Origin of the sequence: Mumia zhuanghuii, assembly GCF_042681565.1 — a bacterium.
Taxonomy (GTDB): Bacteria; Actinomycetota; Actinomycetes; order Propionibacteriales; family Nocardioidaceae; genus Mumia.
Window position 1 is genome coordinate 2175153 of sequence record NZ_JBHUFT010000008.1, and the last position, 23791, is coordinate 2198943.

A 23791-nucleotide genomic window follows, 5' to 3' on the forward strand; every position below is an offset into this window, starting at 1 on the left:
TGATGACCGATCGCGTACGACGGTGGCGCAGGCGACTGCGCCACCGCGATGAGGAGGGCTACTCCAGCATCGAGCTGGTCATGTACATGCCCCTGCTCATGATCGCGATCATCCTCACGGTCCAGGCCGCCTTCATCTATCTGGGCAACCAGGCGGTCTCCGCTGCGGCGCGTGAAGCATCCCGTACGGCACGCATCACCGCCGACCCGGCCGCTGCGGAGGCTCGCGGCCGTGCGTACGCCGCCAACCTCGGCGGTGGCATGATCTCCGACGTCAATGTCGCGGTGACACCCGTCGGGGGCGACCAGATGCGGACGGTCGTCTCCGCCGATGCTGTCCGGCTGCTCCCGTTCATCGGCGCGGTCCGTGTCACCGAAGAGGTGCAGGGCCCCATCGAGCAGTTCGTGGAGGATGCGCCGTGAGAGCACTGCGGCGTCCGCGGAGGCGGCTCATGGGCCGCGGCTGGGGGGAGGAGCGGGGGTCGATGTCGGTCGAGGTCGTCTTCTTCGTGCCGATCCTCGTGATGTTCACCCTCCTTGTCGTGGCGGGAGGGCGTTACGTCGCGGTCAAGGGCGACATCGAGGCCGCGGCACGCGACGCCGCGCGGGCCGCGTCGTTCGCCCGTACCGCCGACGAGGCCCGTACCGCCGCAGCCACCGTCGCGACGGCGGCGCTCGGCAGCACCGGCAGCTGCCGGGTCTCTGGCATCGGCGGCAACTTCTCCGCCGGCGGCATCGTCGAGGTGGACATGCGCTGCGAGGTGTCGAACCGTGGCCTCGGCCTCATCGGTCTCGGCGGCACCCAGACCCTGACCGCGAGCGGAGCAGCGCCGATCGACACCTACCGGAGGTACGGATGACCCGCGCGCTCACGGCGTGGCGCGACCGGACTCTGCGCCGCGCGTCCGGCGACGAGCGCGGTGCGGCGGCCGTCTTCGTCCTCGGCATGTCGATCGTCCTTCTGGTGTGTGCCGGTCTCGCGATCGACGGCGGCCTCGCCATCAACGCGCGCATGCGGGCAGCCGACGACGCTGAGCAGGCGGCCCGGATCGCCGCCGACTCGATCAACATCGAGCAGCTGCGCGCCGACGGCACGCTCGTCATCGATCAGCAGCTCGCCGGGACGCGCGCCGCCGGCTACCTGGCACGTCGCGGCTACGGCGCGGGGCAGTTCACCGTACGGGTCAACGCCGGCTCGGTCGACGTCGACGTGCGCGACTCCACCGACACGGCGTTCCTCGGGCTGGTGGGCATCCGTCGGTTCGACGTCAACGCCACCGCCCGCGCCGTCCCCGAGACCGAACCACAGTGATGCGATCATGAGCGACGACCGACCGTGCTGCCAGCAGGGGGAGCGATGACGAGGACCACATCTCGTGCGAAGGACGACCGCGCCGGTGACCCGACCCGGTTCGCCGAGGCGCGGATGCCCCCACGGCAGAGCCGCCGGCCGCTGGAGGTTCTCGGAGCAGTCGCTGCCCTCGGCCTGCTGCTGGTCGGCCTTCCCGTCGCGCTCGTGCTGCTCTCCGGCCCTCCGCCGATCCCGACGAGCCTGCCATCGCTGACCGATGCGGCCCGTCAGCTCAGCATGGACGATCTCCTCACGGTGCTCGTGGCCGTCGTGTGGCTCGCCTGGGTGTGGTTCGTGGTGTGCGTCGTCGTCGAGGCCGTCGCAGCGCGCCGCGGTGGACTTGCCCGCACGGTGCCGCTCGCCGGCCCGCTCCAGCATCTCGCCCGCGTCCTCATCGGTGTGCTCCTGATGTCGGGCATCGTCGCGGGGCCGGCCCAGGCTGCGACCTCCGCCGCCGACCACGTGTCGCCGTCGACCCGCGTGGTCATGGTGGACTCCTCGCTCCAGCAGACCTCGGTGGTCGCTGGCGTCGATCAAGCCGGCGCTGCCAGCCAGGCCGACCGTGAGCACAGCCCGCTCGTCGGCAAGAAGGTCTACACCGTCAAGGCGCCGAAGGCCGGCTACCACGACAACCTGTGGGACATCGCCGAGCGCCATCTCGGCGACGGTCGTCGCTATCAGGAGATCTACCACCTCAACAAGGACCGCGAGCAGCCCGACGGCGGTCAGGTCGAGCTCGCGCGGCTGATCCATCCGGGCTGGGAGCTCGTGATGCCCGAGGACGCCGTCGGAGTCGAGCGCGTCGCCGCGCCGGCCCCCGCGCCCGTCGAGGCACCACCGATGCCGATGGACACCCCTGCCCCGGTCGACGACGCTGCGGAGACCGGTGGGGCAGAGGGCGGCGCGGACGGTGCCGGCGGCGCCGTCGAGACCGCTTCCGTCTTCAGCGACTCCGTGCGCTCGTACGGCGGCATCGGTCTGCTCGCTGCCGGAGTCCTCGGCGCTCTGGCGCTGCAGCGTCGGCGCCAGCGTGGCACCCGTGCGAGCGAGGACGCGCGTGCCGTCGAGGCCCACCTGCGTGTCTCGGCCACGACCGACCGGGTCCGCCGCCTCGACCACGCGCTGCGCACGCTGACCGCGACATGCCGTACGGAGGGTGCCGTGCCACCCCCTGCCTATGCGGCGTTCGTCGACGACGAGTCGGTCGAGCTGATGCTGGCGCCCGCGCAGCCCAAGCCCTTCACGGGCTGGGAGGCGGTCGACGACGGCGCTCGCTGGCGCTCGACGGCCGATCCTCGGGGTTCGGTCCCCGCAGAGAGCGCCCCGTACCCGGGCCTGGTCGGGCTCGGAGTCGACGGCGAGGGACGGGACGTGCTCATCGACCTCGAGGCCGCCGGCGGTGTCGTCTCGCTCGTCGGCGACGTCGTGACCGCCGAGCAGGTCGCTGCAGCGATGGCGCTCCAGGCCGCGACCGCACCCTGGGCCGACGCCGTACGCGTCAGCATCTCCGACCTGCCGGACGAGATTGCGACGCTGGTCGAGGGCCGGGTCCGTGTGACGGACCTTGCTCAGGAGATCGGCGAGGTCGAGCAGTTCTACGCCGGACGTACGGACGACGTCCTCACCGGCCGGATGCGTCGCCGTGGGCTCTTCTCGCACCTCGTGGTCGCGGGGCGCGTCCCTGACGCGTCGATCGCCGAGCGCCTCGGTGCACTGGTCGGCGGCGGGCGGCGGACGTTGTCGATCGTCGTGGTGGGGGAGCATCGTGACTCGCGCTGGCAGCTGCACGTCGACGAGAACGGGACCCTGAGCGCCCCACAGCTCGGGCTGACCGTGGACGCCAACCGAGTGACGGCGGCCCAGGTGTCGGCCGTCGCGGAGCTCTTCGAGGCGTCGCGGACCGCGGACCGGCCCGACGACGGTCTCCGCATCCGGGTCAGTGCACCTGAGGTCACCCACGACGACGCGGCCTGGGCGACGGCGCAGCGCCGCATCGGCGTGCTGGGGCGTCTTGCTGTCCAGGGCGCCGGTCAGATCGCGGCCGACCGTCGTCCGCTCGCCGAAGAGATGGTCGTCCACCTCGCGCTTCACCGCGAGGGCGTCCACCCGACCGTCCTCGCCGCCGCGCTGTGGCCGCGAGGCGTCACTGCCGACGTCCGCGACTCCGCCGTCGAGCGGGCCCGAGGCTGGCTGGGCTCGGACGTCGACGGCTCTCACCTGCTCCAGGAGACCGCCGACGGCCGACTGCGCCTCGCCGACTCAGTCGTCTGCGACTGGGATTGTGCACGCACCCTCTTCCTGCGGTCGCGGACGGTCTCGAGCGAGCGCGAAGAGGTCGAGATGCTGCGGCGCGGGCTCCAGCTCGTCCGGGGCGAGGCGTTCTCCGGGACGCCGCAGGGCCGGTTCGCCTGGGTGTCCGAGGATGACCTGCCACGCGAGATCGCACGGGTGGTCGTGGACGCGGCTGACCGGCTTGCGACGCTGCTCGGCGAGGACGACCCGAGCGGGGCGTCCGACGCAGCGGCGGCAGGTCTGCGGGCCTGGCCGACCGAGCAGCGGCTGTGGCGCGCGATGGTCCGCTCGCGTCACGCGATGAGCGGCGTCGCGGGCGTCATGCAGACGGTCGAGGCGATGATCGCGCGCATGGACGGCGTCCCGCTCGAGGCGGAGACAGAGGCGTTGCTCGACGAGCTCATGCCGACCGGCTCCGGCGGGACGCTGGCCGGCGCGAACTGACTCCGGCGCCCGTTCGGCAGTGCGCCAGCGTCCACGTCCGCACGGTGTCATGGCCCTCCTGCGGGACCTGGACCGTACGGAGGACGCCGTCCGCCGAGGGTGGCTGCTCGCCGTCGGTGAGTGGGCGTCCACGGCCAGCCCGCGTCGGCGGGTAGGCGCCCAAGGCCCGGCCCGCGTGCGTGCCCCGCGCCTGCGTGCGTCAGGGAGTTGCTTGCGGGACCTGAACCGTACGGAGGACGCCGTCGCCGAGGTTGGCCATGACGCGCCCGGGCGTCGTGGGTGCGCCCATCGAGCTGCGCGGGATCCGGACACCGATGAGCTCGCCGTCGGTGACGCTCGATGCGGCAAGGAGGAGCCCCTGGCGGCCCTTCATGTCGACCTGCCACCCGCTGAACCCGCTCGCAACCGCGTCCGAGTCACCGCCGAGCACGATCGCGCGCCCACGGTCGCCGCCGGTCCGTAGGACGGACTTGAGGTAGTCCTTCGCGTCGACGTCCTTGAGCAGCTCGCCGTCATCGACGATCAGCACGACCGGTCCGTCGCCCTCGTCCATGAGCGGCTGGAGCTCGTCGGTCCGCAGGTCGGCGTCGGTGAGCACGGCGCGAACGCCCGCGCGTCCGGCCAGGTCGCGCAGCGGCGACGGCCGAGGAGCCGCGACGACAACCTCGGCACCGCCGCGCAGCAGCGAGTCGGCGACCGAGAGCAGCGCGGTGGATCGGCCGCTGCGTGCCGGACCGGCGATGATCGCCGCCGGGGTACGGGCGAGGTCCAGGCCGAGGGCGGTGAGCTCGTCGCCGCCCACACCGATCAGGCCCCACGGCATCGGCGCGAACGGCTCGGCCCGCAGGTCCCACGCCTCGTCGAAGCCGATCCGGGTCGGGAGCACGTCGACGCGGAACGGACGTGCCGCACGGGGGACGTCCGACCAACGCTCACGCGACCACGCGCCGACCGCCCGCAGCGCGGCCGCCTGGGCCTGTCCGCCGGGCTCGCCGTCGAGCAATGCGAACTGGAGCTCGAGGCCGCTTTCGGAGCGGAAGCCGCGACCCTCGGGGATCTCCTCGGGCATCTTGCGCGGCTGCAGGCCGAGCAGCGAGTAGTCGGCGCGATCGGGCAGGCGCAGGCTGATCTTGTCTTCGAATAGCGAGCCGAGCCGGACGTTCACGAGCTGACGGTCGCCGGTCACGATGAGGTGGATGCCGACCGAGGCACCCTCGCGGAGGAACGTCTGCACCTGGTCGAGAGGCGTACCGCCGTCGAGCTCGGCGAGCGATCCGAGGAACCCCTCCCACCGGTCGAGCATGACGACGACGTGCGGCAGCCGCTCGTCCGGTGCGACCGACGACCGCTGCTCGGTGAGGTCGGCGAACCCGCCCTCGGCCAGCACCTCCTGGCGGCGCGCGAGCTCGGCGCGCAGCCGCGTGAACAGGCGCGTCGCACGATCGGTCTGGGTCCGCTGCACCACGGCCCCGCAGTGCGGGAGGTCGGCGAGCGGGAGGAGGGCACCGTTGCCGCAGTCGAGCCCGTACAGGTGGACGTCGGCGGGGCTCACCAGCGAGGCGATCGCGGCGGCCATGGTGCGCAGGGCCTGCGACCGCCCGCTGCGCGGGCCGCCGACGATCGCGAGGTGCGAGAACGAGGCGAAGTCGATGACGGCCGGACGCTGGTCCTGCTCGGCAGGGTGGTCCTCGCGGGCGTACGGGATGGGCGGCAGCGCGGGCGAGGTTGCTGCGCGGCTCGCGCCCAGGAGGTCGGACAACCGCACGTCGGTCGCTAGTGAGGGCAGCCACGGGCTGTGCTGGCGCTCCAGCCCCAGCTGGTCGTTGGCCGTACGGATGGCCTCGACGAGCACCGTGAGATCGGTGATCTCGGCGTCGTCGGTCACCGCGACCTTCGGTCGCAGCGGGATCGGCTGCGCGAGGTCTGCGAGCCCGAGAGAGCTGACCCACGGGACGCTCGCGGTGTTGACGGTGCCCGGACGCCGACCACCGACGCGACCGGACTGGAACGGCACGAGCGAGTTGGCGCCGAGCCTGACGTACGCGCGGCCGGGCGTGGCCTTGGAGATGCTCCCGGCCTCCGGGGCGTCGATGACGTCGCTGCTCTCGGAGCCGTCGGTGACGCGCAGCGCGATCCGCAGGTTCGTGTTGGCACGGATCTCGGGCGAGACGACGCCGGACGGTCGCTGCGTGGCGAGGATCAGGTGGATCCCGAGCGAGCGGCCACGCTGCGCGATGTTGACCAGGCCGGTGACGAAGTCGGGCAGCTCGCGGGCGAGCGAGGCGAACTCGTCGATGACGATGAGCAGTCGGGGCATCGCCGCCAGCTCGGGGCGCTTGACCTGGAGGTCGACGTAGTCCTCGATGTCCTTCGCACCGGCGGCGGCGAGGATGTGCTCGCGCCGGGTGAGCTCGGCACCGAGCGAGATGAGCGCCCGCTCGACGAGGTGCGTGTCGAGGTCGGTGACCATCCCGACCGTGTGGGGGAGGTCGACGCAGTCCTTGAAGGCGGCACCACCCTTGTAGTCGACCAGCACGAACGTCATGCCGTCGGGACGGTTCGCGACGGCGAGTGACGCGACGATCGTCTGGAGGAGCTCCGACTTGCCGGCACCGGTCGTACCGGCGACGAGACCGTGCGGCCCGTCCTTGCGCATGTCGATGGCGAACGGGCCGTCGAGGGACACCCCGACCACGGCCTCCGTCGAGCGTGGGCTGACCGCCCAGCGAGCACGGACGAGGTCCGGGGTCGGAGGCTCGATGGACATCACCTCCGTGAGGCGGCAGGCCGCGGGAAGGACGGAGTCGTCGTCGCCGCCGGAGATGTCGCGCAGCGGTGCGAGCGCCCGCGCGACGCGGTGCAGCCAGCGGTGGCCGACGACGTCGGGCATGATCGCGTCGACCATCGTCACCCGCTGCTGGCGGAGGGCGAGGCCGTGTGGAGCTTGGAGCACGACCGCGGTGGCCTCCTCCGGGAGGAGGCGCTCGTCGGCGTCGAGGCACAGCGCATAGATGCCGACCGACGGTCCTTGCTTGAGCAGGGCGACGACACCGGGCAGGCTGCGCAGGCGGCGTGCCCCGTCGATGACGACGACGATGTCGGGTGCGTCGAGCTTCTTGCCCGAGCCGCCCTTGCGCATCGCGGCCTGCCGGGCGGCGAGAGCCGCCGAGAGCTCGGCGATACGGCGTGCGCAGGTCTCCGTGTCGTTGCCGATCGTGACGACGGTGTCCTGGCCGAACTGCGGGCGCGCGTGGGGGAGCCAGCGGACCCACTCCCACGACGCTGCGCCCTGCGCGTCGGTGAGGACGTACACCTGGGTGTCGCGCGGGCTCTGAAGGACAGCGAGCTGCGCGACGGCCCAGCTCGCCACCTGGCGAGGGATGTCGTCGCGGCCGGCGATGCCGACGACGCCGCGTTCGCGCAGCGAGACGGCGATGGGGACGTCGTAGGCCGTACGGAACGTGGTGCGGCGGTGCTCGAGCTGTTCAGGATCCTCGACGGTCACCTCGGACGGCAGGTCGCCGACGCCCAGTCGTACGGTCAGGTAGTCGGGGTCGGTGGTCCGGCGCTCCCACAGCCGGGCTCGTGGGCCGTTGGCGACGAGCATCGTCAACGCCGGGTCGGGAGCCTCGAGGCGGCGGGCGAGCCGTTCGTCGACGACCGCCTGCTCGATGTCGGCCTCGGTGCTGGTCTTGCGCTCGCGGTACTCGGCGAGCTTGCGCCGGTATGACTGCTTGCCCTGCTTGCGGGACTGCACCCACGACGCGAGCATCATCAGCGGCGAGAAGATCGCCATCGTGAGCATGTACCAGCGCTGGGTCATCACGGCGAGGCCGACGCCGAGGAACACCGGTGCCAGCATGACCATCCAGGGCAGCCCCGGCTTCGCGTCCTCGCTCGGCGGGCTCGGGAGCCGGAACGTCGTCGGCCGCTCGGGTGGCAGCAGACGCGGCGGGCGGTTGTAGTCGAGCCAGCCGGCCTCTGCGCTGTCGTCGAGTGCGGCGTCGGGACCGGTGACCTCCTCGAGCTCGAGGATCACGCTGCCCAGGACCAGCTGGGCGCCGATCGCCCACGCTGTCGCCTCCGTAGTCACCGGCTCGCGTTCGAGCGTCAGGGCTTCACGGCCCGAGGCGACGGTCTCCGCGAGCACGTCCGAGGCGCCGTCGGCCGCCCGTACGGTCACTGCCCCGCTCATGTCGACGTCGAGGGTCACGCACAACGGCGGGATGCGGGGATCGGGCAGGCAGATCGTGCAGCCACGCTCCGAGCCGACGGTGGCCGTGCCGAACGAGAGACGGTGCACGGCGCCTGCGCCCGGCCCCGTGACGACCCGGACCTCCGCCAGACCATCGGGCTCGTCCAGCTGCAGCGCACTCGGGCTGTCGACGGTGAGGAGGGCGCCGTGCTTCAGACCGGACTCGGCGACCGGGACCTGGGTGTCGACGCTCTCGCCGCGGTAGTAGACCGTCGGAGCGGGTGGTGTCGACACCGTCGCGCCGAGCGCGCGGCCGTCGCGGTGCGCGGCCAGCGAGATGACGTCGGCCGTGTCGGGAGCCGGCATCGCGACGGGGGAGTGGCCGAGCAGATGACGGAGCACCTCGCCGGTCGGGGTGGCGTCGTCGGCCTCGACGACGACGTCTCGCCACGAGCCCGTCGCGGGGTTGGACACGGTGACCTCGACACGCATGCGCGCAAGGATAGTTGCGCCGTGGTTCGGCCCGATCGGAGCGGGTTCGTGGTTGCCGGGCTGACCCTCGCCGCGTCTAGAGTGCTTGCGGACCATATACCTCGGTTCGGTCCGGTGGCCTTCGACAGCGGCGGTCGCGGATCACCCACACGACGAGAGGAACGCAGCATGGCGAACATGAACGTCACCTACGCCGAGATGGAGTCGGCGGCGACAAAGCTCACCGACGGGCAGACGGAGATCGAGGGCACCCTCTCGAAGCTCAAGTCGCTCGTCGACCAGCTCGTCTCCGACGGCTACGTCACGGACAAGTCCTCCAAGGCATTCAACGAGTCCTACGAGGAGTTCAACACCGGCGTCAAGCAGACCATCGAGGGTCTGACCGGCATGAGCCAGTACCTCACGAAGGCCGCCGAGGCGCTCGCGCAGACCGACGAGCAGCTCGCCAGCGCGCTCAAGGGCTGACCAGCTCACCGACGTCACACCCGCGCGAGCCGACGTTCGACCACCGAACGCCGGCTCGCGCCGTGCTGTGCGGTGCCGTTCCGTCGAGACCGGCACGGTACGGTGCCTACGACCTCCTGGAGAAAGGGCCCTCTCGTGCGCATGCGGTGGATCGCCTCGATGGCGGCGGTGTTGCTCCTCGTGACCGGCTGCGGCGGCGACGACGAGGACGCGGGTGCGTCCGTCTCGGCCGCGCAGGCCACGATCACGACCAACCACGGTGACATCACCGTGACGCTCTTCCCTGACGAGGCACCTGAGACCGTCGCGAACTTCGTCGGTCTCGCGACCGGCGACAAGGAGTGGACCGACCCGGAGTCGGGCGACAAGAAGGACGAGCCGCTCTACGACGACACCGTCTTCCACCGTGTGATCCCTGGCTTCATGATCCAGGGCGGCGACCCGCTCGGCACGGGCATGGGCGGTCCCGGCTACGAGTTCGAGGACGAGATCGTCGACAGCCTCACGTTCGATCGCCCCTATCTGCTGGCGATGGCCAACGCGGGCCCGGACACCAACGGCTCCCAGTTCTTCATCACGACGGCCGAGACCCCGCACCTCGACGGACTGCACACGATCTTCGGCGAGGTCGCCGACGACGCGAGCAAGGCGGTCGTCGACGAGATCTCCGCGGTGCAGACCGGTGAGATGGATGCGCCCGTCGAGCCCGTGGTGATCGAGTCCGTCGTCGTGGCCGACTGACCCGACTCCGTACACTGGCTGGTGGCCGAGATCTCGGCCTCCGGAGGCGTCGACGTCTCCTTCTCCCTTTCTCCCACCTCCCAGGAGTAGCTCCGCCATGATCAGCGTCCACGACCTCGAGCTGCGCGTGGGCGCACGCGTCCTCATGTCGGGGGCGACGTTCCAGGTCGCCGACGGCGACAAGGTCGGTCTGGTGGGGCGCAACGGAGCGGGCAAGACCACGCTCACGAAGATCCTCGCCGGCGAGGGCACTGACCCGACCGCGGGGACGATCACCCGCCGCGGGACCATCGGCTACCTCCCGCAGGACCCGCGCACCGGCGACCCTGAGCAGAGCGCCCGCGACCGGATCCTGTCCGCGCGCGGCCTCGACGAGGTCTACCGGGCACTGCGGCGTTCGGAGATCGAGATGGGCTCCGACGACGACGCGATCCGCGACAAGGCGATGAGGCGCTACGCGCGCGCCGACGCCGAGCTGCACGCCGGAGGCGGGTACGCCGCGGCGTCCGAGGCCGCCACGATCGCCGCCAGCCTGGGGCTGCCCGACCGGATCCTCGAGCAGCCCCTGAAGACGCTCTCGGGCGGCCAGCGGCGCCGGATCGAGCTGGCACGCATCCTTTTCCTCGGTGCCGACACGCTCCTTCTCGACGAGCCGACCAACCACCTCGACGCCGACTCGATCGTGTGGCTGCGCAACTTCCTCATGTCGTACAGGGGCGGTGTCGTCATCATCAGCCACGACGTCGTGCTCCTCGAGGACGTCGTCACCAAGGTTTTCCACCTCGACGCGAACCGTGCCGAGATCGACGTCTACAACATGGGGTGGCGCAAGTACCTCGAGCAGCGTGAGACCGACGAGCGCCGCCGCAAGCGCGAGCGCTCCAACGCCGAGCGCAAGGCGTCGACCCTGATGGCGCAGGCCGACAAGATGCGGGCCAAGGCCACGAAGGCGACCGCTGCCCAGAACATGGCGCGCCGTGCCGAGAAGATGCTGGCCGGGCTCGAGGGTGAGCGTGCGGCCGACCGGGTCGCCAAGATCGACTTCCCGACCCCGGCGCCGGTCGGCAAGACGCCGCTGATGGCCGAAGGCCTGTCCAAGTCGTACGGGTCGCTGGAGATCTTCACCGACGTGGACCTCGCGATCGACCGCGGCAGCCGCGTCGTGATCCTCGGGCTCAACGGCGCCGGCAAGACGACGCTGCTGCGCATCCTCGGCGGCCTCGACGCGTCCGACACCGGCGAGATCCGTCCTGGTCACGGGCTCAAGCTGGGCTACTACGCGCAGGAGCACGAGACGCTCGACCTGGAACGCTCGGTCCTCGAGAACATGCAGTCGGCCGCGCCCTCGCTGACCGACACGCAGGCGCGCAGCGTGCTCGGCGCCTTCCTCTTCAGCGGCGACGATGCGCACAAGCCGTCACGGGTCCTCTCCGGCGGCGAAAAGACCCGCCTGGCGTTGGCGACGCTGATCGTCTCCCAGGCGAACGTCCTCCTGCTCGACGAGCCCACCAACAACCTCGACCCTGCGTCGCGCGAGGAGGTGCTGGGGGCGATCCGTTCGTACCAAGGCGCGATCGTGCTCGTCACCCACGACGAGGGTGCGGTCGAGGCGCTCCAGCCCGACCGCGTGCTCATCCTCCCCGACGGCGTCGAGGACCTCTGGACCGCCGACTACCAGGAGCTCATCAGCCTCGCCTGAGGCCCCGACGCACCTCGCTCGATAGCCTCACCCTCATGAGCTATCCCTCTTCCGAGTCGCTTGGTGCCGCCGGGCTCGACGTCGCCGTCGACGGTCCCGTCCTCACCGTCACCCTGAACCGCCCTGATGTCCGCAACGCCCAGACGCCAGCCATGTGGCGCGCGCTCGCCGCGGTCGGTGCCGCGGTCGGCGACGACGTCAGGGTGGTCGTCGTGCGCGGGGGCGGCGCGTCGTTCTCCGCAGGTCTCGACCGCGCGATGCTGAGCCCGCAGGGCATCGAGGGCGAGCGTGGCTTCCCCGAGATGGCCGCGGGCAGCGTGGAGGAGTTCGACGCCACGGTCGCCTCGTACCAGGAGGGCTTCACCTGGTTGCGCGACCCACGGTTCGTCTCCGTGGCCGTCGTCCAGGGCCATGCGGTCGGTGCCGGGTTCCAGCTGGCGCTCGCCTGCGACCTGCGGATCGTCGCCGACGACGCCCAGTTCTGCATGAAGGAGCCCGCGCTCGGGCTCGTCCCCGATCTCACCGGCACCAAGCCGCTCGTGGAGGCCGTCGGGTACGCCCGTGCGCTGGAGATCTGCGCGACCGCCCGGTGGGTGCCTGCCGAGGAGGCCACGCGCCTCGGGATCGCGCTGGAGACCGTACCCCTCGCTGAGCTCGACACCCGGCTCGCTGACCTCGTCGCAGCCCTCACCGCAGCCCCGCACGGAGCGGTGAGCGCCACGAAGGCGCTGCTGCAGTCGGCAGGCAGTCTCGACCTCGCGGCCCAGGCGAAGGCCGAGCGCCGCGCGCAGCACGGCCGGTTCCGGGCCGTTCTCGCGGCCGCAGGGGGAGCCCGATGAGCCTCGGACTGGAGGGACGAGCGTACGTCCTCACCGGCGCGAGCCGTGGGCTCGGGCTTGCCAGCGCGCAGTGCCTCGTCGACCAGGGGGCGTCGGTGGTGGTCACCGGGCGCGATGCCGACGCCGTCGAGGTCGCGGTCGCCCAGCTGGGGGCGGAGCGGGCGACCGGCGTGGTCGCGGACAACGCCGATCCCGGTACGCCCGCCGAGGTGCTGCGCGCGGTGACGGAGCGCTACGGCCGCTTCGACGGCCTGCTGGTCAGCGTCGGTGGTCCGCCGGGCGGCACGCTCGCCGACGTGACGGACGACCAGTGGCGCGGCGCGTTCGAGTCGGTCTTCCTGGGCGCGGTGAGGCTCGTCCGCGAGCTGGCTCCCGCCCTCGGCGACGGCGGAGCGATCGCCCTCGTGCTCTCGTCGTCGGTACGGACACCGATCGGCGGCCTGTCGATCAGCAACGGCCTGCGGCCAGGGCTGGCCATGCTCACGAAGGAGCTGGCTGACGAGCTCGGACCCCGGGGCGTACGGGTCAACGGGCTGCTGCCGGGCCGGATCGAGACCGACCGCGTCCGCCACCTCGACTCGCTGGCGGACGACCCTCAGGCTGCGCGTGCGGCCTCGGAGCGGTCGATCCCGCTGCGGCGGTACGGGCGTCCAGAGGAGTTCGGGGCGGCAGCAGCGTTTCTGCTGTCACCTGCGGCTTCGTACGTCACCGGAGTCATGCTCCCGGTCGACGGAGGCGCCCTCCGATCGCTGTGAGCCGGTCGTGCCCGCTCGGGCGGCGGCGGCGCGCTCCGCGGCCGCGCGGGCGGCAGGAACGCTGCGTTGGCCGGGACGGGCATGGCCCGCTTTGCGGGGACCGCGCGGGTGGGCCTCGGCCCACGCGAACCATCCGAAGCCGATGACACCGAGTGCCCCGAAGAACCACCACTGCAGGCCGTAGAAGAAGTGCGGTCCCTGGCCATACTCGGGCCCGTCGGGAAGGATGAACTCGTCGTTGGGCGGGTCCTGCTCCTCGAGAAGCAGGTAGCCGCCCTCGTACAGGGGATAGTCGAGGGCCGGTGCGACCCCGAGCGTCGAGACGGCACGCACCTGGCCTGCCTCGTCGGGCTGGGTGGCGGACAGGGGGACGTGGTCGTTGGCACGCCACCAGCCGACCACCGTGACCTCTCCGGAAGGCGGGGTGGGGACGTCGACGTCCGCGCCGGTCCGGTTCGCAGACGGGAGCCAGCCGCGCTCGACGAGGACGGCCGTGCCGTCAGCGGTACGGAGGGGAGTGACGATGTCGACTCCGGAGCCCTCGTCACGGGTCTGGTACTTGACGATGAGGTTGTTCGCGGTGTCGTACGTGCCGGTGACCGTGACCTGGCGCCACTCGTTGCTCTCGGCCTCGTCGATGTCGGAGGTCGCGACCTTCGAAGGCGCGACGGGCGTCGACTCCACGTTCTGCCGCGTGACGTCGTTGCGTGCGACCTTGTCGTCGAGGCGGCCGAACTGCCAGAACCCCAACCACGTGCAGACCCCGGCCAGCAGGACCACGAACAGCGCGAACGCGAGCCAGCGGCGGGTCAGGAGGAACCGGTACACGTCCCGACGTTACCTAACGGCTCCACACTGCCACCGACGGAGGTCTGCGTGCCTAGACTGATGTCATGACTGCCGAGACCCTCGCGCAGACCGCAGCAACGCTCGCCGACCGCCACGGTCGGGTGGCCACTGATCTGCGCGTCTCGCTCACCGACCGCTGCAACCTGCGCTGCCAGTACTGCATGCCGGCTGAGGGCTTGGACTGGATGCCGACGGAGCAGACGCTGACCGACGACGAGGTCGTCCGGCTCGTCACGATCGCGGTGGAGCGGCTCGGTGTGACCGATGTACGGTTCACGGGCGGAGAGCCCTTGCTCCGACGCGGGCTGGCGGGCATCGTCACCGCGACCAAGGCGCTCTCCCCGACGCCGACGGTGTCGCTGACCTCGAACGGTCTCGGGCTCAAGCACACCGCGGGAGCGCTGGCCGAGGCCGGGCTCGACCGGGTCAACATCAGCCTCGACACGATCCGCCCGGACACCTTCGAGCAGATCACCCGTCGTGACCGGCACGCCGACGTCGTCGCCGGGCTCGAGGCCGCCCAGGAGGCGGGGATCGCCCCGGTGAAGGTCAACGCGGTGCTGCTGCGCGGCATCAACGACGACCAGGCCCCTGAGCTGCTCGCCTGGTGCCTCGACCGGGGCTACCGTCTGCGGTTCATCGAGCAGATGCCGCTGGACGCCCAGCACGTCTGGGACCGCAGCTCGATGGTGACGGCGGACGAGATCTTCGAGAAGCTGGCCCCGTACATGACGCTGACACCGGCGAACCGAGACCGAGGCTCGGCGCCGGCCGAGGAGTTCCTCGTGGACGGTGGTCCCGCGACGGTCGGCATCATCGCCTCGGTGACGCGGCCGTTCTGCGGCGACTGCGACCGGGTCCGGCTGACGGCCGACGGGCAGGTCCGCAACTGCCTCTTCGCCCGTGAGGAGTCCGACCTGCGGGCGGCGCTGCGCGGGGGAGCATCGGACGACGAGATCGCCGACCGCTGGCGCGCCGCGATGTGGACGAAGCTTCCCGGTCACGGCATCGACGACGTCGGGTTCCTGCAGCCGAGCCGCCCGATGTCGGCCATCGGCGGCTAGCCGAGCGGCGGGCGGGACGGGCGGCGCGAACCGTCAGCCGACGTCGGAGGAGACCGGCTGGGTCTCCTTCCAGAAGCCACGGGCCGACAGGAACTGGCGCAGCGACTCCTCGTGCGCGTCGCACGCGAGCCACGTCTTGCGCCGGTCCGGCGTGTGGATCTTGGGGTTGTTCCACAGGAGCGCGTGCTTCGCGGGGTTCTCGCAGCCCTTCGCGGAGCAGGTCAGGGTCTCGTCGTTCACCGGGGTCCTGTCGTTGTGTCAGGGTCATCGGTCTCGTCGGCGGGCTTGGTCACCGGGCCGGTCGTGATCTCGCCGATCGGCTCGGGGTGGAGCACGTCGGCCTGGTCGACGGGCTTGCGGCGCGCCGTGTTCGCGAAGACGACGGCGACGTAGGGCAGGAAGAGAGCGCCGAGGATGAAGAACCACCGAGCCCATCCGTCGACCACGACGGCGAGCAGGAAGCAGATCGTACGGATCAGCATCGACACCAGGTAGCGGTTCTGGCGGTGCCTCAGCTCTTCGCTGCGGGCCACCTGCGCCGTGGTGATGCTGACACGGTCGGCATGGCGATCCTCCATCCCTCCACGGTACGCCAGTCGATCAGCGGCATGATGGGCAGTATGACGAACCGTACGTACCGCATCACCGAGATCGTGGGCACCTCGACCGAGGGCGTCTCCGACGCGATCACCAACGGCATCGAGCGGGCCTCGAAGACCCTGCGTCACCTGGACTGGTTCGAGGTGGAGGGCATTCGCGGGCACATCGAGGGAGACCGGGTCGATCACTACCAGGTCACCCTCAAGATCGGGTTCCGCCTCGAGGACGACGAGTAATCCGTGAAGCAGCTGGTCGTGGTCCGGCACGCCAAGGCCGAGGGGTCGGCGTCCACCGACCTGGCCCGGGCGCTGACGCGGCGCGGTCACGACGACGCCCGGCGCCGCGGTGAGCAGCTCACCGACTTCGTGACCGGGACCGCGCTCGCGCTCGTCTCGCCGGCGGTACGGACGCGCGAGACGTTCGACGAGGTCAACGCGTCGCTCGGCCTCGCACCGGCCCACGTGGCGTACCCCCCGAGCCTGTACGAGGCCAGCGCGCACCGGGTCCTTCAAGAGGTGCGTGCCGTCGACGGCGAGCCAAGCACGATCGTCGTCGTCGGGCACAACCCGTCGATGGGCGACCTCGTCTGGATGCTCCACGACGGGACGCACAACGGCGCGTGGAAGGCGTACGGCGACCGTGGTTTCCCGACGTCGGCCGCCGCCGTGCTGACGTACGACGGGGACTGGTTCGACATCGATCCACGGACGATGCGGCTCGAGGACTACCTCGCCCCGTCGCCCCGCTGACCCCCGGGACGTCATACGGATCGTGGGTCCCGACCCGCGATCCGTATGACGTCCCGGGAGGGGTTGCGGGTCAGGCGAGGGCGTCCGCCGCCTCGACCTCCTCGCGGGTGATGCCGAGGAGGAAGACGATCGCGTCGAGGTACGGGACGGACAACGAGGTGTCAGCGGCATCCCGTACGGCGGGCTTGGCGTTGAACGCGATCCCGAGCCCTGCGGCCTCGAGCATGTCGAGGTCGTTGGCGCCGTCGCCGATCGCGACCGTGTTGGCGAGCGAGATGCCGGAGGCGTCGGCGAACCGGCGCAGCGCCTCTGCCTTGCCCGCGCGGTCGACCACGGGCCCCGTGACGCGGCCCGTCAACTTCCCGTCGGCCACCTCCAGCGTGTTGGCCGCCCAGTAGTCGATCCCGAGGTCGGCGGCGAGCTTGTCGATGATCTGCGTGAAGCCACCGGAGACCAGCGCGAAGCGGTAGCCGAGCCGCTTGAGCGTACGGATCATCGTGCGGGCGCCGGGCGCGAGCTGGATCGCGTCGTACACCTGGTCGAGCGCGCTGGCGTCGACTCCTTCGAGGAGTGCGACCCGCTGCGCGAGCGAGTCCGCGAAGTCGAGCTCGCCGCGCATCGCCGCCGCGGTCACCTCGGCGACCTCCGCCTCGTACCCGGCGTGCGCGGCGATCATCTCGATCACCTCGCCCTGGATGAGCGTGGAGTCGACGTCCATGACGACCAGCCGCTGGGCGTGCTGGTGGATGCCGAGCGGCTGCACGGCGACGTCGACGTTCTGGCGCGCCGCCTCGAGGGCCAGCGCGCGCCGGAGCGCCTCGGGCTCGGCGCCGGAGACGTCGAGGTCGATCGCGGTCACGGGGTAGCGCGCCATCCGGACGATCCGGTCGATGTTGCCGCCGGCGGCAGCGACCTGTGCGGTGACCGCGGCGAACGCCGCCGGCAGGAGGGGGGCGCCGAGGACGGTGACGTGGCTGCGCCCGCGCCGGCGGCCCCGGTTGTCGCCCTGCCCGTACGCGAGGTCGAGCTCCATCCCGAGCTCGTCGGCCACGGCGGAGAGCGTCCGCTCGAACCCCGCGCGGTCGAGCGGGGCCGTGAGCAGCACCGCGAGGACGAGGCGTCCGCGCAGCACGATCTGCTCGACGTCGATCACCTCGACGTCGTACGCCGCGAACGCCTCGAACAGCCGCGCGGTCACACCAGCGTGGTCACGCCCCAGCAGTGTCACGGAGACGGTGGGGCCGTCGAGCGGTGCGGTCGGGGTGGGGACGGGCTCGTTCACGGCTCCGAGGTTATCGGGGCCGACCGGCGTTGCAGGCGGCGACCAGCGCGTGCCGTGCCGTTCGGGCGAGGCTGCGCAGGTGCGTACCGCGGGCGTCGACCTCCCACGCGGTGACGGCCCCGGACTCGGTCGCGGTCGCGAGGTCGGCGATGGCCAGGCAACGCTGGGCGGTGGCCGCGAGCTCCTCGGCACGTGGTGCGTAGCCCGGCGCGAGGAGCGGCTCGGTGGTGTCGCGGATACCTGAGAGCGCCTCGCGGACCTCCGGCTGCCAGCGAGCGACATCGAGGTCGAGGAGCTCGTCGGCGGTGACGGCCAGCTCGGTCCGGAGGTCGCGCGACGCTTCGGCGAGCCCTGTGCCGTGGGGGGCGGGGTTGGCCTCGTACCGGTGCCAGAAGACCCCGCTCCCGATCACCTCCGGAACCAGCCCGATGCCCGTGCCGTCGACCATCACCGCCTCGCCCGCGTCGGTCGCCGCGGCCGTGAACGCCGCCGGCCCCGCGAGACCGTACGGGTCGCCGGGCTCGGGGAGGGCAAGGCTCGCCCCGGTCGCTCCGGCGCGGCGCAGCGCACCCCAGGCGAGCAGGAGCGGCTCGGGTGGCGGAGGGTCGGCGGGCGCGCCGCTGGGCGTGCCGAGGACATGGTGCGCCGCGTCGTCTGCGCGGACGGCGTCGACGGCGGTCTCGAGCGGTGCGGCACCCGCGAGCCAGGCGTTGAACCAGCAGACCCAGCGTGCGGAACGGGACAACGTGGGCACGACGACGAGCCTAGGACGTCGAGGGACAACCCGCGTCAGGCGGTCGCCCTTGGGGTGCCGTAGGTTGGGGGCGCCCACCCCAACGTGCAGGAGTAGTGCATGGCGCCCGTGCTCGAGCTCGCCGACGTCACCGTACGACGCGGCACCCACACTTTGCTCGACGACGTCAGCTGGACCGTGAGCGAGGGAGAACGCTGGGTCCTCCTCGGACCCAACGGCGCTGGCAAGACCACGTTGATGCAGCTCGCGTCGACCCAGATGCATCCGAGCGAAGGGACGGTGACCGTCCTCGGGGAGATCCTCGGCGCGGTCGACGTCTTCGAGCTGCGGCCGCGCATCGGCTACACGAGCGCCGCCGTCGCCGAGCGCATCCCCAAGTCCGAGCGGGTCCTCGACGTCGTTATCACCGCTTCGTACGGGGTGACAGGCCGGTGGCGCGAGGAGTACGAGGAGTTCGACGAGGCGCGCGCACTGCTGATCCTGCGGCTGATGGGGGTCGAGCGACTCGTCGACCGGACCTTCGGCACGCTCAGCGAGGGCGAGCGCAAGCGCGTCCTGATCTCGCGCGCGCTGATGACCGATCCTGAGCTGCTGCTCCTCGACGAGCCGGCCGCGGGTCTCGACCTCGGTGGCCGCGAGGATCTCGTCTCCAACCTCGGCAAGCTCGCGCGTGACCCCGAGGCGCCGGTGCTCGTGCTGGTCTCGCACCACGTGGAGGAGGTCCCCCCGGGCTTCACCCACGTGCTGATGCTGCGTGACGGCAAGGTCACCGCCAAGGGGGCGATCGCCGAGACCCTCACCGCCCAGAACCTCGCGATCACGTTCCACATGCCGCTGATCCTCGAGGAGCGCGACGGTCGTTACGCGGCACGTCGCGCGCCACGCTGACCTCGTACGCCCCTCGCGTCCCCTAGAGTCGCCGTCATGAACGGCTTCTGGGAGTGGCTCGGGGACAACGCCTGGGCGGGCTGGCTCGGGCTAGGGCTGCTGCTCGCGACCGCTGAGCTGCTGAGCCTCGACCTCGTGCTCCTCATGCTCGCGGTCGGTGCGTTCGCCGGTGCGGGCACGGCGGCGCTGGGAGCATCGGTGGCGGTGAGCGCGGTCATCGCGATCGCGGTCTCGCTCGCGATGCTGCTGCTCGCGCGTCCGTCGATGGTCAAACGGCTGCACACCGGCCCGGACCTCAAGACCGGGACGAAGGCGCTTGTCGGCGCGTCCGGGGTCGCGCTGAGCACCGTCGACGCGACGCAGGGGCAGGTCAAGCTCGGGGGAGAGACGTGGTCGGCGCGTGCGTTCGACCCAGGCGTGACGATCGAGGAAGGCACCCGCGTCGCGGTGTTCGAGATCGACGGCGCGACCGCGGTGGTGTACCCGGAGGAGTGACCCGGGAGCGGGTTCGGGAATGGGCGGGTCGTGCGCTAGTGTCCGGGGCATCGTCTCCGAAGCTCGAGGAGCCCCATGGCCGTCCTGATCATCCTGGTCCTTCTCGCGATCGCCGTCGTCGTCGTCCTCGCCAAGTCGATCCAGATCGTCCCGCAGGCACGTGCGGGGATCGTCGAGCGCTTCGGCAAGTACAAGACGACGCTCAACGCGGGCCTCAACGTCATCACCCCGTTCGTCGACAAGGTCTCGTTCAAGATCGACCTTCGCGAGCAGGTCGTGTCGTTCCCGCCGCAGCCGGTGATCACCGAGGACAACCTGGTCGTCTCGATCGACACCGTCATCTACTTCCAGGTGACCAACCCGATCGCCGCCACGTACGAGATCTCCAACTACATCCAGGCGATCGAGCAGCTGACGATGACGACGCTGCGCAACATCATCGGCGGCATGACGCTCGAGCAGACGCTCACCAGCCGCGACGAGATCAACACCAAGCTGCGCGGGGTGCTCGACGAGGCCACCGGCAAGTGGGGCATCCGCGTCAACCGTGTCGAGCTCAAGGGTGTCGACCCGCCGCCGTCCATCAAGGACTCGATGGAGAAGCAGATGCGCGCCGACCGCGACAAGCGCGCCGCGATCCTTCAGGCCGAGGGCAGCCGTCAGGCCGCGATCCTCACCGCCGAGGGCGAGAAGCAGTCGCAGATCCTTCGGGCCGAGGGTGACCGCGAGGCCCAGATCCTCAGCGCCCAGGCCAAGCGCGAGTCGCAGATCCTCACCGCGCAGGGCGAGGCGCAGGCGATCTCGACCGTCTTCCAGGCGATCCACGACGGCCAGCCCGACCAGTCGCTGCTGGCCTACCAATACCTCCAGATGCTCCCTGAGATCGCTCAGGGCGACGCCAACAAGCTCTGGATCATCCCGAGCGAGGTCGGCGACGCCCTCAAGGGCCTCGGTGCCGCGGTCGGCCAGATCCCGGCGATGTCCGAGGGTCCGCGCAGGCGTGTCTCGTACGACGAGGCGCCGGCGGCCGAGATCGTGGAGCCCGACCTGAGTGCGGCGCACCGCGCGGTGGACGAGGCGCTGGAGGCCGCCAAGGCGGCCGCGACCCCCGAGGTCCAGCGCGCGGTGCCGCCGGCTCAGGAGCAGCGCGCCGGCGAGGAGCCCGTCGAGGCGTGGGAGGACGACACCACCGAGATCTGGGAAGAGCCCCCGGGCTCACAGGGCTGACGCCCGACCCGTTCGAGATCGGGTGGCAGCGCAGTGGCGCTGCCGCCAGATCGGGCGCACACTGAGGAAAAGGTCAGAACAGCCCCTCCTCAGGAGGTCGCCATGCGGTCTAGCAGCGTCCCCGAGCTCGTCCCTGTGCTCTCACCGGGCAAGCACCGGAACCCCCGCAAGGGGGCATGCTTCATGGAGTTCGCGTCGTATCTCGCCGGCGAGAAGTGGAGCGACCAGCCGGCGTGTACGCACCCCCTGCTGGCCGGGCTCGCTCGCCTGGTCAACGACAACGTCACCGACGACACCCGCGTCACGATGGTGGAGCTCGTGCCACGCGTCGTCGGTCTCAACAGTCCCGATCCGCGCCTCCACGCCGCGATCTGCATCCGCGCGGCCACGATCGCGCTCCCGCTGTCGCCCCGTGCCCATCAGCGGGCGCTGGCCGTCGGGCTCCTCGCCTGCGAGCGCTACCTGGAGGAGACGGAGACGTCGCTTCCCGAGGAGTTCGCGCCGCTGATCGGCGAGGCTTTCGCGCAGGCGCCCAGCGCCGAGCAGTGGGCGCGAGGCTTCCGCCGGGGCCTGACGACGCACCCGAAGCACTTCGCCCGTCGCGCGGCTCCCCGGATCGTGCTCAACAGCGTCGATGGCGTCGTACGCTCGGTGAGCACCGACTCCGACTCCGTGCTGCGCCGGATGCTCGCCGAGGCCATCGCCGACTGCGAGCGTCTGATCAGTGCTGATACGTCCCGAGAAGTGTCGCCCGTGCCAGCGTCTTGAACGCGAGGTTGAACGAGACCACGGCGGGCGTCGCGTTCTCGTCGACGCCCAGCTGCTCCTGACCGACTGCATGCACGACGAAGTAGTAGCGGTGCGGCCGGTCGCCCTCGGGCGGCGCCGCCCCCGCGAAGTCTGCCGTGCCGAAGTCGTTGCGGACGTGGAACGCTCCTGCCGGCACGATGCCGCCGGAGCCGGCGCCCGACTCGAGTGAGCGGATGTGCCCGGGGATGTCGACGAGGACCCAGTGCCAGAAACCCGACGGGGTGGGTGCGTCCGGGTCGAAACAGGTGACGACGAAGCTCTTCGTGGTCTCGGGGAACCCCTCCCACGACAGCTGGGGAGACCGGTTGCCGGCCGCGTACACCTGCGCCTCCTTCAGCGCGTCGCCGTCGCTCAGCTCCGTACTCGTGAGGGTGAAGGACGGGACCGGGGGGAGGAAGTCGTACGGGTTCGGTGTCACCGGACGGTCGAGGCTCATCGCATCTCCTTGGGTCGTGCGGGCTTGTCCGCCGACGCTATCGGGTGAGGCGCCTCGATAACATCGGGGAGTGAACCACGGACCCGGACTCACCCATCCGCCGTACCCCTCAGGCCTCGTTCTCGCGGGGCGCCGTGTCGTCATCGTCGGCGGGGGGCACGTCGCGGCGCGCCGGCTGCCGGCGTTCCTCGAGGCGGGTGCCGCGCTGACCGTGGTGTCGCCCGAGGTGGACCCGCTCATCCGCGAGGCCGCCGACCGCGGCGACGTCGCGCTCGTGGAGCGCGCGTACGAGCCGGGCGACCTGGCGGGAGCCTGGTACGCGATGGCGTCGACGGACCGGCCCGCGGTCAATGCCGCCGTGCTGGAGGAGGCCGACGCCGCCCGCGTGTTCTGCGTCCGTGCCGACGATGCCCCGTTGGGGACGGCATGGACGCCTGCGGTCGGGCACGTCGACGAGACGACGGTCGCCGTCCTGTCCAACCGCGACCCCGCCCGTTCGGCGCGGACCCGAGACCGGCTCGTCGCCGCACTGCGTGACGAAAACGATGGCTGACATCGTCGAGGTCGCCGACCCGTCCGACCCGAGGCTGCGCGACTACGTGGACCTGCGCGACGTGCAGCTGCGCAAGCTCCTGGAGTCCGAGCGCGGCGTGTTCATCGCCGAGGGCGAGAAGGTCGTCCGCCGTGCGCTCGAGTCGGGGCACCAGGCACGGTCGTTCCTCATGGCGCCGCGCTGGCTGGAGACCCTGTCCGACGTGCTCGAGACGGCCGACGCCCCGGTGTACGTGATGAGCGAGAAGGCGATCGAGGGGGTGACCGGCTTCCATGTGCACCGCGGTGCGCTGGCGAGCCTCGACAGGCGCCCGGTCGCGTCGGTGGAGGAGGTGCTCGCCGGGGCGCGCCGCGTCGTCGTGGCCGAGGACCTCGTCGACCACACGAACATCGGGGCCGTCTTCCGCAGCGCGGCTGCGCTCGGCTTCGACGCCGTGGTCCTCTCGCCGCGCTGCGCCGACCCGCTCTATCGGCGGGCGATCAAGGTCTCGATGGGGTCGGTGTTCTGGCTTCCGTACGCGCGGGTCGACGACTGGTACGGCTTTCCGACGCTGCTGCGCGAGCACGGGTGGACGAGCCTGGCGATGACGCTGGCCGACGATGCCCGCGACCTGCGGGAGGTGGCCGCGGCTGGAGCGGGGGACAAGATCGCGCTGATGGTCGGCTCGGAGGGCGACGGCCTGTCACCGCACTGGACCCGCAGCGCGGACGTGCGCGTGACCGTCCCGATGGCGGCCGGGATCGACTCGCTCAACGTCGCCGCGGCGACCGCCGTCGCCTGCTGGGCGCTGGGCCCGTCGGGCGACTAGGGGG

Annotated in this window: 25 protein-coding genes; 18 read left to right on the forward strand and 7 right to left on the reverse strand. The window is 71.3% G+C overall.

What is annotated here, in order from left to right; all coding sequences use genetic code 11:
• The first annotated feature begins 2 nt into the window (after nt 1-2).
• The 4 genes from ACFSDF_RS18915 to ACFSDF_RS18930 are packed head-to-tail and all read left to right on the forward strand — an operon-like array spanning nt 3 to nt 4086.
• A complete protein-coding gene (locus ACFSDF_RS18915; protein ID WP_167002934.1) occupies nt 3-422 on the forward strand; it encodes a TadE/TadG family type IV pilus assembly protein in 420 nt (139 codons plus the stop codon).
• Nucleotides 423-451: 29 nt separating this feature from the next.
• Nucleotides 452-859 (forward strand): TadE/TadG family type IV pilus assembly protein, encoded by a 408-nt coding sequence (locus ACFSDF_RS18920; protein ID WP_167251130.1) that lies wholly within the window; start codon nt 452-454, stop codon nt 857-859.
• On the forward strand, nt 856-1311 hold the full coding sequence (locus ACFSDF_RS18925) for a TadE/TadG family type IV pilus assembly protein (protein WP_167250860.1): 456 nt from the start codon (nt 856-858) through the stop codon (nt 1309-1311). Before ACFSDF_RS18920 ends, ACFSDF_RS18925 begins: the two co-directional genes overlap by 4 nt.
• Before the next feature lie 45 nt (nt 1312-1356).
• Entirely contained in the window at nt 1357-4086 is a 2730-nt protein-coding gene (locus ACFSDF_RS18930) for a hypothetical protein (protein ID WP_377158705.1), read from the forward strand.
• A gap of 199 nt (nt 4087-4285) precedes the next feature.
• Here ACFSDF_RS18930 and ACFSDF_RS18935 read toward each other — a convergent pair whose 3' ends face one another.
• The gene (locus tag ACFSDF_RS18935; RefSeq protein WP_377158707.1) at nt 4286-8773 is read right to left on the reverse strand and encodes an FtsK/SpoIIIE domain-containing protein; all 4488 of its coding nucleotides are present in this window, start codon (nt 8771-8773) and stop codon (nt 4286-4288) included.
• Between the two features lie 177 nt (nt 8774-8950).
• Between ACFSDF_RS18935 and ACFSDF_RS18940 the strand changes: the two genes are divergently transcribed.
• The 5 genes from ACFSDF_RS18940 (at nt 8951) to ACFSDF_RS18960 (ending at nt 13272) form a co-directional block, all read left to right on the forward strand.
• Entirely contained in the window at nt 8951-9238 is a 288-nt protein-coding gene (locus ACFSDF_RS18940) for a WXG100 family type VII secretion target (protein WP_377158709.1), read from the forward strand.
• Between the two features lie 135 nt (nt 9239-9373).
• On the forward strand, nt 9374-9979 hold the full coding sequence (locus tag ACFSDF_RS18945; protein ID WP_279587729.1) for a peptidylprolyl isomerase: 606 nt from the start codon (nt 9374-9376) through the stop codon (nt 9977-9979).
• Between the two features lie 97 nt (nt 9980-10076).
• The gene (locus tag ACFSDF_RS18950; protein WP_167002924.1) at nt 10077-11678 is read left to right on the forward strand and encodes an ABC-F family ATP-binding cassette domain-containing protein; all 1602 of its coding nucleotides are present in this window, start codon (nt 10077-10079) and stop codon (nt 11676-11678) included.
• A 35-nt stretch (nt 11679-11713) separates the two neighbouring features.
• Nucleotides 11714-12517, forward strand: a complete 804-nt coding sequence (locus tag ACFSDF_RS18955; RefSeq protein WP_167002922.1) for an enoyl-CoA hydratase/isomerase family protein — start codon at nt 11714-11716, stop codon at nt 12515-12517.
• The gene (locus ACFSDF_RS18960; RefSeq protein WP_167002920.1) at nt 12514-13272 is read left to right on the forward strand and encodes an SDR family oxidoreductase; all 759 of its coding nucleotides are present in this window, start codon (nt 12514-12516) and stop codon (nt 13270-13272) included. Before ACFSDF_RS18955 ends, ACFSDF_RS18960 begins: the two co-directional genes overlap by 4 nt.
• Here the strand turns inward: ACFSDF_RS18960 and ACFSDF_RS18965 are convergent.
• Nucleotides 13204-14100 (reverse strand): SURF1 family cytochrome oxidase biogenesis protein, encoded by an 897-nt coding sequence (locus tag ACFSDF_RS18965; protein WP_167002918.1) that lies wholly within the window; start codon nt 14098-14100, stop codon nt 13204-13206. The genes ACFSDF_RS18960 and ACFSDF_RS18965 overlap by 69 nt on opposite strands.
• 65 nt (nt 14101-14165) lie before the next feature.
• Here ACFSDF_RS18965 and moaA point away from each other — a divergent pair, with 65 nt between their 5' ends.
• Nucleotides 14166-15185 (forward strand): GTP 3',8-cyclase MoaA, encoded by a 1020-nt coding sequence (gene moaA, locus ACFSDF_RS18970; RefSeq protein WP_167002916.1) that lies wholly within the window; start codon nt 14166-14168, stop codon nt 15183-15185.
• A gap of 33 nt (nt 15186-15218) precedes the next feature.
• Here the strand turns inward: moaA and ACFSDF_RS18975 are convergent, their stop codons facing one another.
• Entirely contained in the window at nt 15219-15425 is a 207-nt protein-coding gene (locus ACFSDF_RS18975; RefSeq protein ID WP_167002914.1) for an acetone carboxylase, read from the reverse strand.
• Complete coding sequence (locus ACFSDF_RS18980) at nt 15422-15763, reverse strand: DUF3099 domain-containing protein (protein ID WP_167002912.1); 342 nt, start codon at nt 15761-15763, stop codon at nt 15422-15424. The genes ACFSDF_RS18975 and ACFSDF_RS18980 overlap by 4 nt, the downstream gene beginning before the upstream one ends.
• 42 nt (nt 15764-15805) lie before the next feature.
• Between ACFSDF_RS18980 and ACFSDF_RS18985 the strand changes: the two genes are divergently transcribed.
• Together ACFSDF_RS18985 and ACFSDF_RS18990 are read left to right on the forward strand one after the other, a co-directional pair.
• Nucleotides 15806-16021 carry a dodecin gene (locus tag ACFSDF_RS18985; RefSeq protein WP_167002910.1) on the forward strand — a complete coding sequence of 72 codons (216 nt, stop codon included), beginning with the start codon at nt 15806-15808 and terminating at the stop codon, nt 16019-16021.
• 3 nt (nt 16022-16024) lie between these two features.
• Nucleotides 16025-16534, forward strand: coding sequence for a SixA phosphatase family protein (locus ACFSDF_RS18990; protein WP_167002908.1), 510 nt, complete (start codon nt 16025-16027; stop codon nt 16532-16534).
• A 70-nt stretch (nt 16535-16604) separates the two neighbouring features.
• Here the strand turns inward: ACFSDF_RS18990 and serB are convergent, their stop codons facing one another.
• Nucleotides 16605-17816, reverse strand: coding sequence for a phosphoserine phosphatase SerB (gene serB, locus ACFSDF_RS18995; protein ID WP_167002906.1), 1212 nt, complete (start codon nt 17814-17816; stop codon nt 16605-16607).
• 10 nt (nt 17817-17826) lie between these two features.
• A complete protein-coding gene (locus ACFSDF_RS19000) occupies nt 17827-18570 on the reverse strand; it encodes a hypothetical protein (RefSeq protein WP_167002904.1) in 744 nt (247 codons plus the stop codon).
• A gap of 99 nt (nt 18571-18669) precedes the next feature.
• On the opposite strand from ACFSDF_RS19000, the gene ACFSDF_RS19005 reads away from it, so the two are divergent.
• The 4 genes from ACFSDF_RS19005 to ACFSDF_RS19020 all read left to right on the forward strand — a co-directional run bounded on the left by ACFSDF_RS19005 (nt 18670) and on the right by ACFSDF_RS19020 (nt 21948).
• Nucleotides 18670-19458, forward strand: a complete 789-nt coding sequence (locus ACFSDF_RS19005) for an ABC transporter ATP-binding protein (protein WP_167002902.1) — start codon at nt 18670-18672, stop codon at nt 19456-19458.
• Between the two features lie 36 nt (nt 19459-19494).
• Nucleotides 19495-19953, forward strand: coding sequence for an NfeD family protein (locus tag ACFSDF_RS19010; RefSeq protein WP_167002900.1), 459 nt, complete (start codon nt 19495-19497; stop codon nt 19951-19953).
• 75 nt (nt 19954-20028) lie between these two features.
• A complete protein-coding gene (locus ACFSDF_RS19015) occupies nt 20029-21180 on the forward strand; it encodes an SPFH domain-containing protein (protein ID WP_167002898.1) in 1152 nt (383 codons plus the stop codon).
• A gap of 102 nt (nt 21181-21282) precedes the next feature.
• Nucleotides 21283-21948, forward strand: a complete 666-nt coding sequence (locus ACFSDF_RS19020) for a hypothetical protein (RefSeq protein ID WP_167002896.1) — start codon at nt 21283-21285, stop codon at nt 21946-21948.
• Here ACFSDF_RS19020 and ACFSDF_RS19025 read toward each other — a convergent pair.
• Nucleotides 21902-22426, reverse strand: a complete 525-nt coding sequence (locus tag ACFSDF_RS19025; RefSeq protein ID WP_167002894.1) for a YbhB/YbcL family Raf kinase inhibitor-like protein — start codon at nt 22424-22426, stop codon at nt 21902-21904. The genes ACFSDF_RS19020 and ACFSDF_RS19025 overlap by 47 nt on opposite strands.
• A 70-nt stretch (nt 22427-22496) precedes the next feature.
• Here ACFSDF_RS19025 and ACFSDF_RS19030 point away from each other — a divergent pair, with 70 nt between their 5' ends.
• The gene (locus ACFSDF_RS19030; protein ID WP_167002892.1) at nt 22497-22979 is read left to right on the forward strand and encodes a precorrin-2 dehydrogenase/sirohydrochlorin ferrochelatase family protein; all 483 of its coding nucleotides are present in this window, start codon (nt 22497-22499) and stop codon (nt 22977-22979) included.
• Entirely contained in the window at nt 22972-23787 is an 816-nt protein-coding gene (locus ACFSDF_RS19035) for a TrmH family RNA methyltransferase (RefSeq protein ID WP_167002890.1), read from the forward strand. The genes ACFSDF_RS19030 and ACFSDF_RS19035 overlap by 8 nt, the downstream gene beginning before the upstream one ends.
• The last annotated feature ends 4 nt before the right edge of the window (nt 23788-23791 follow it).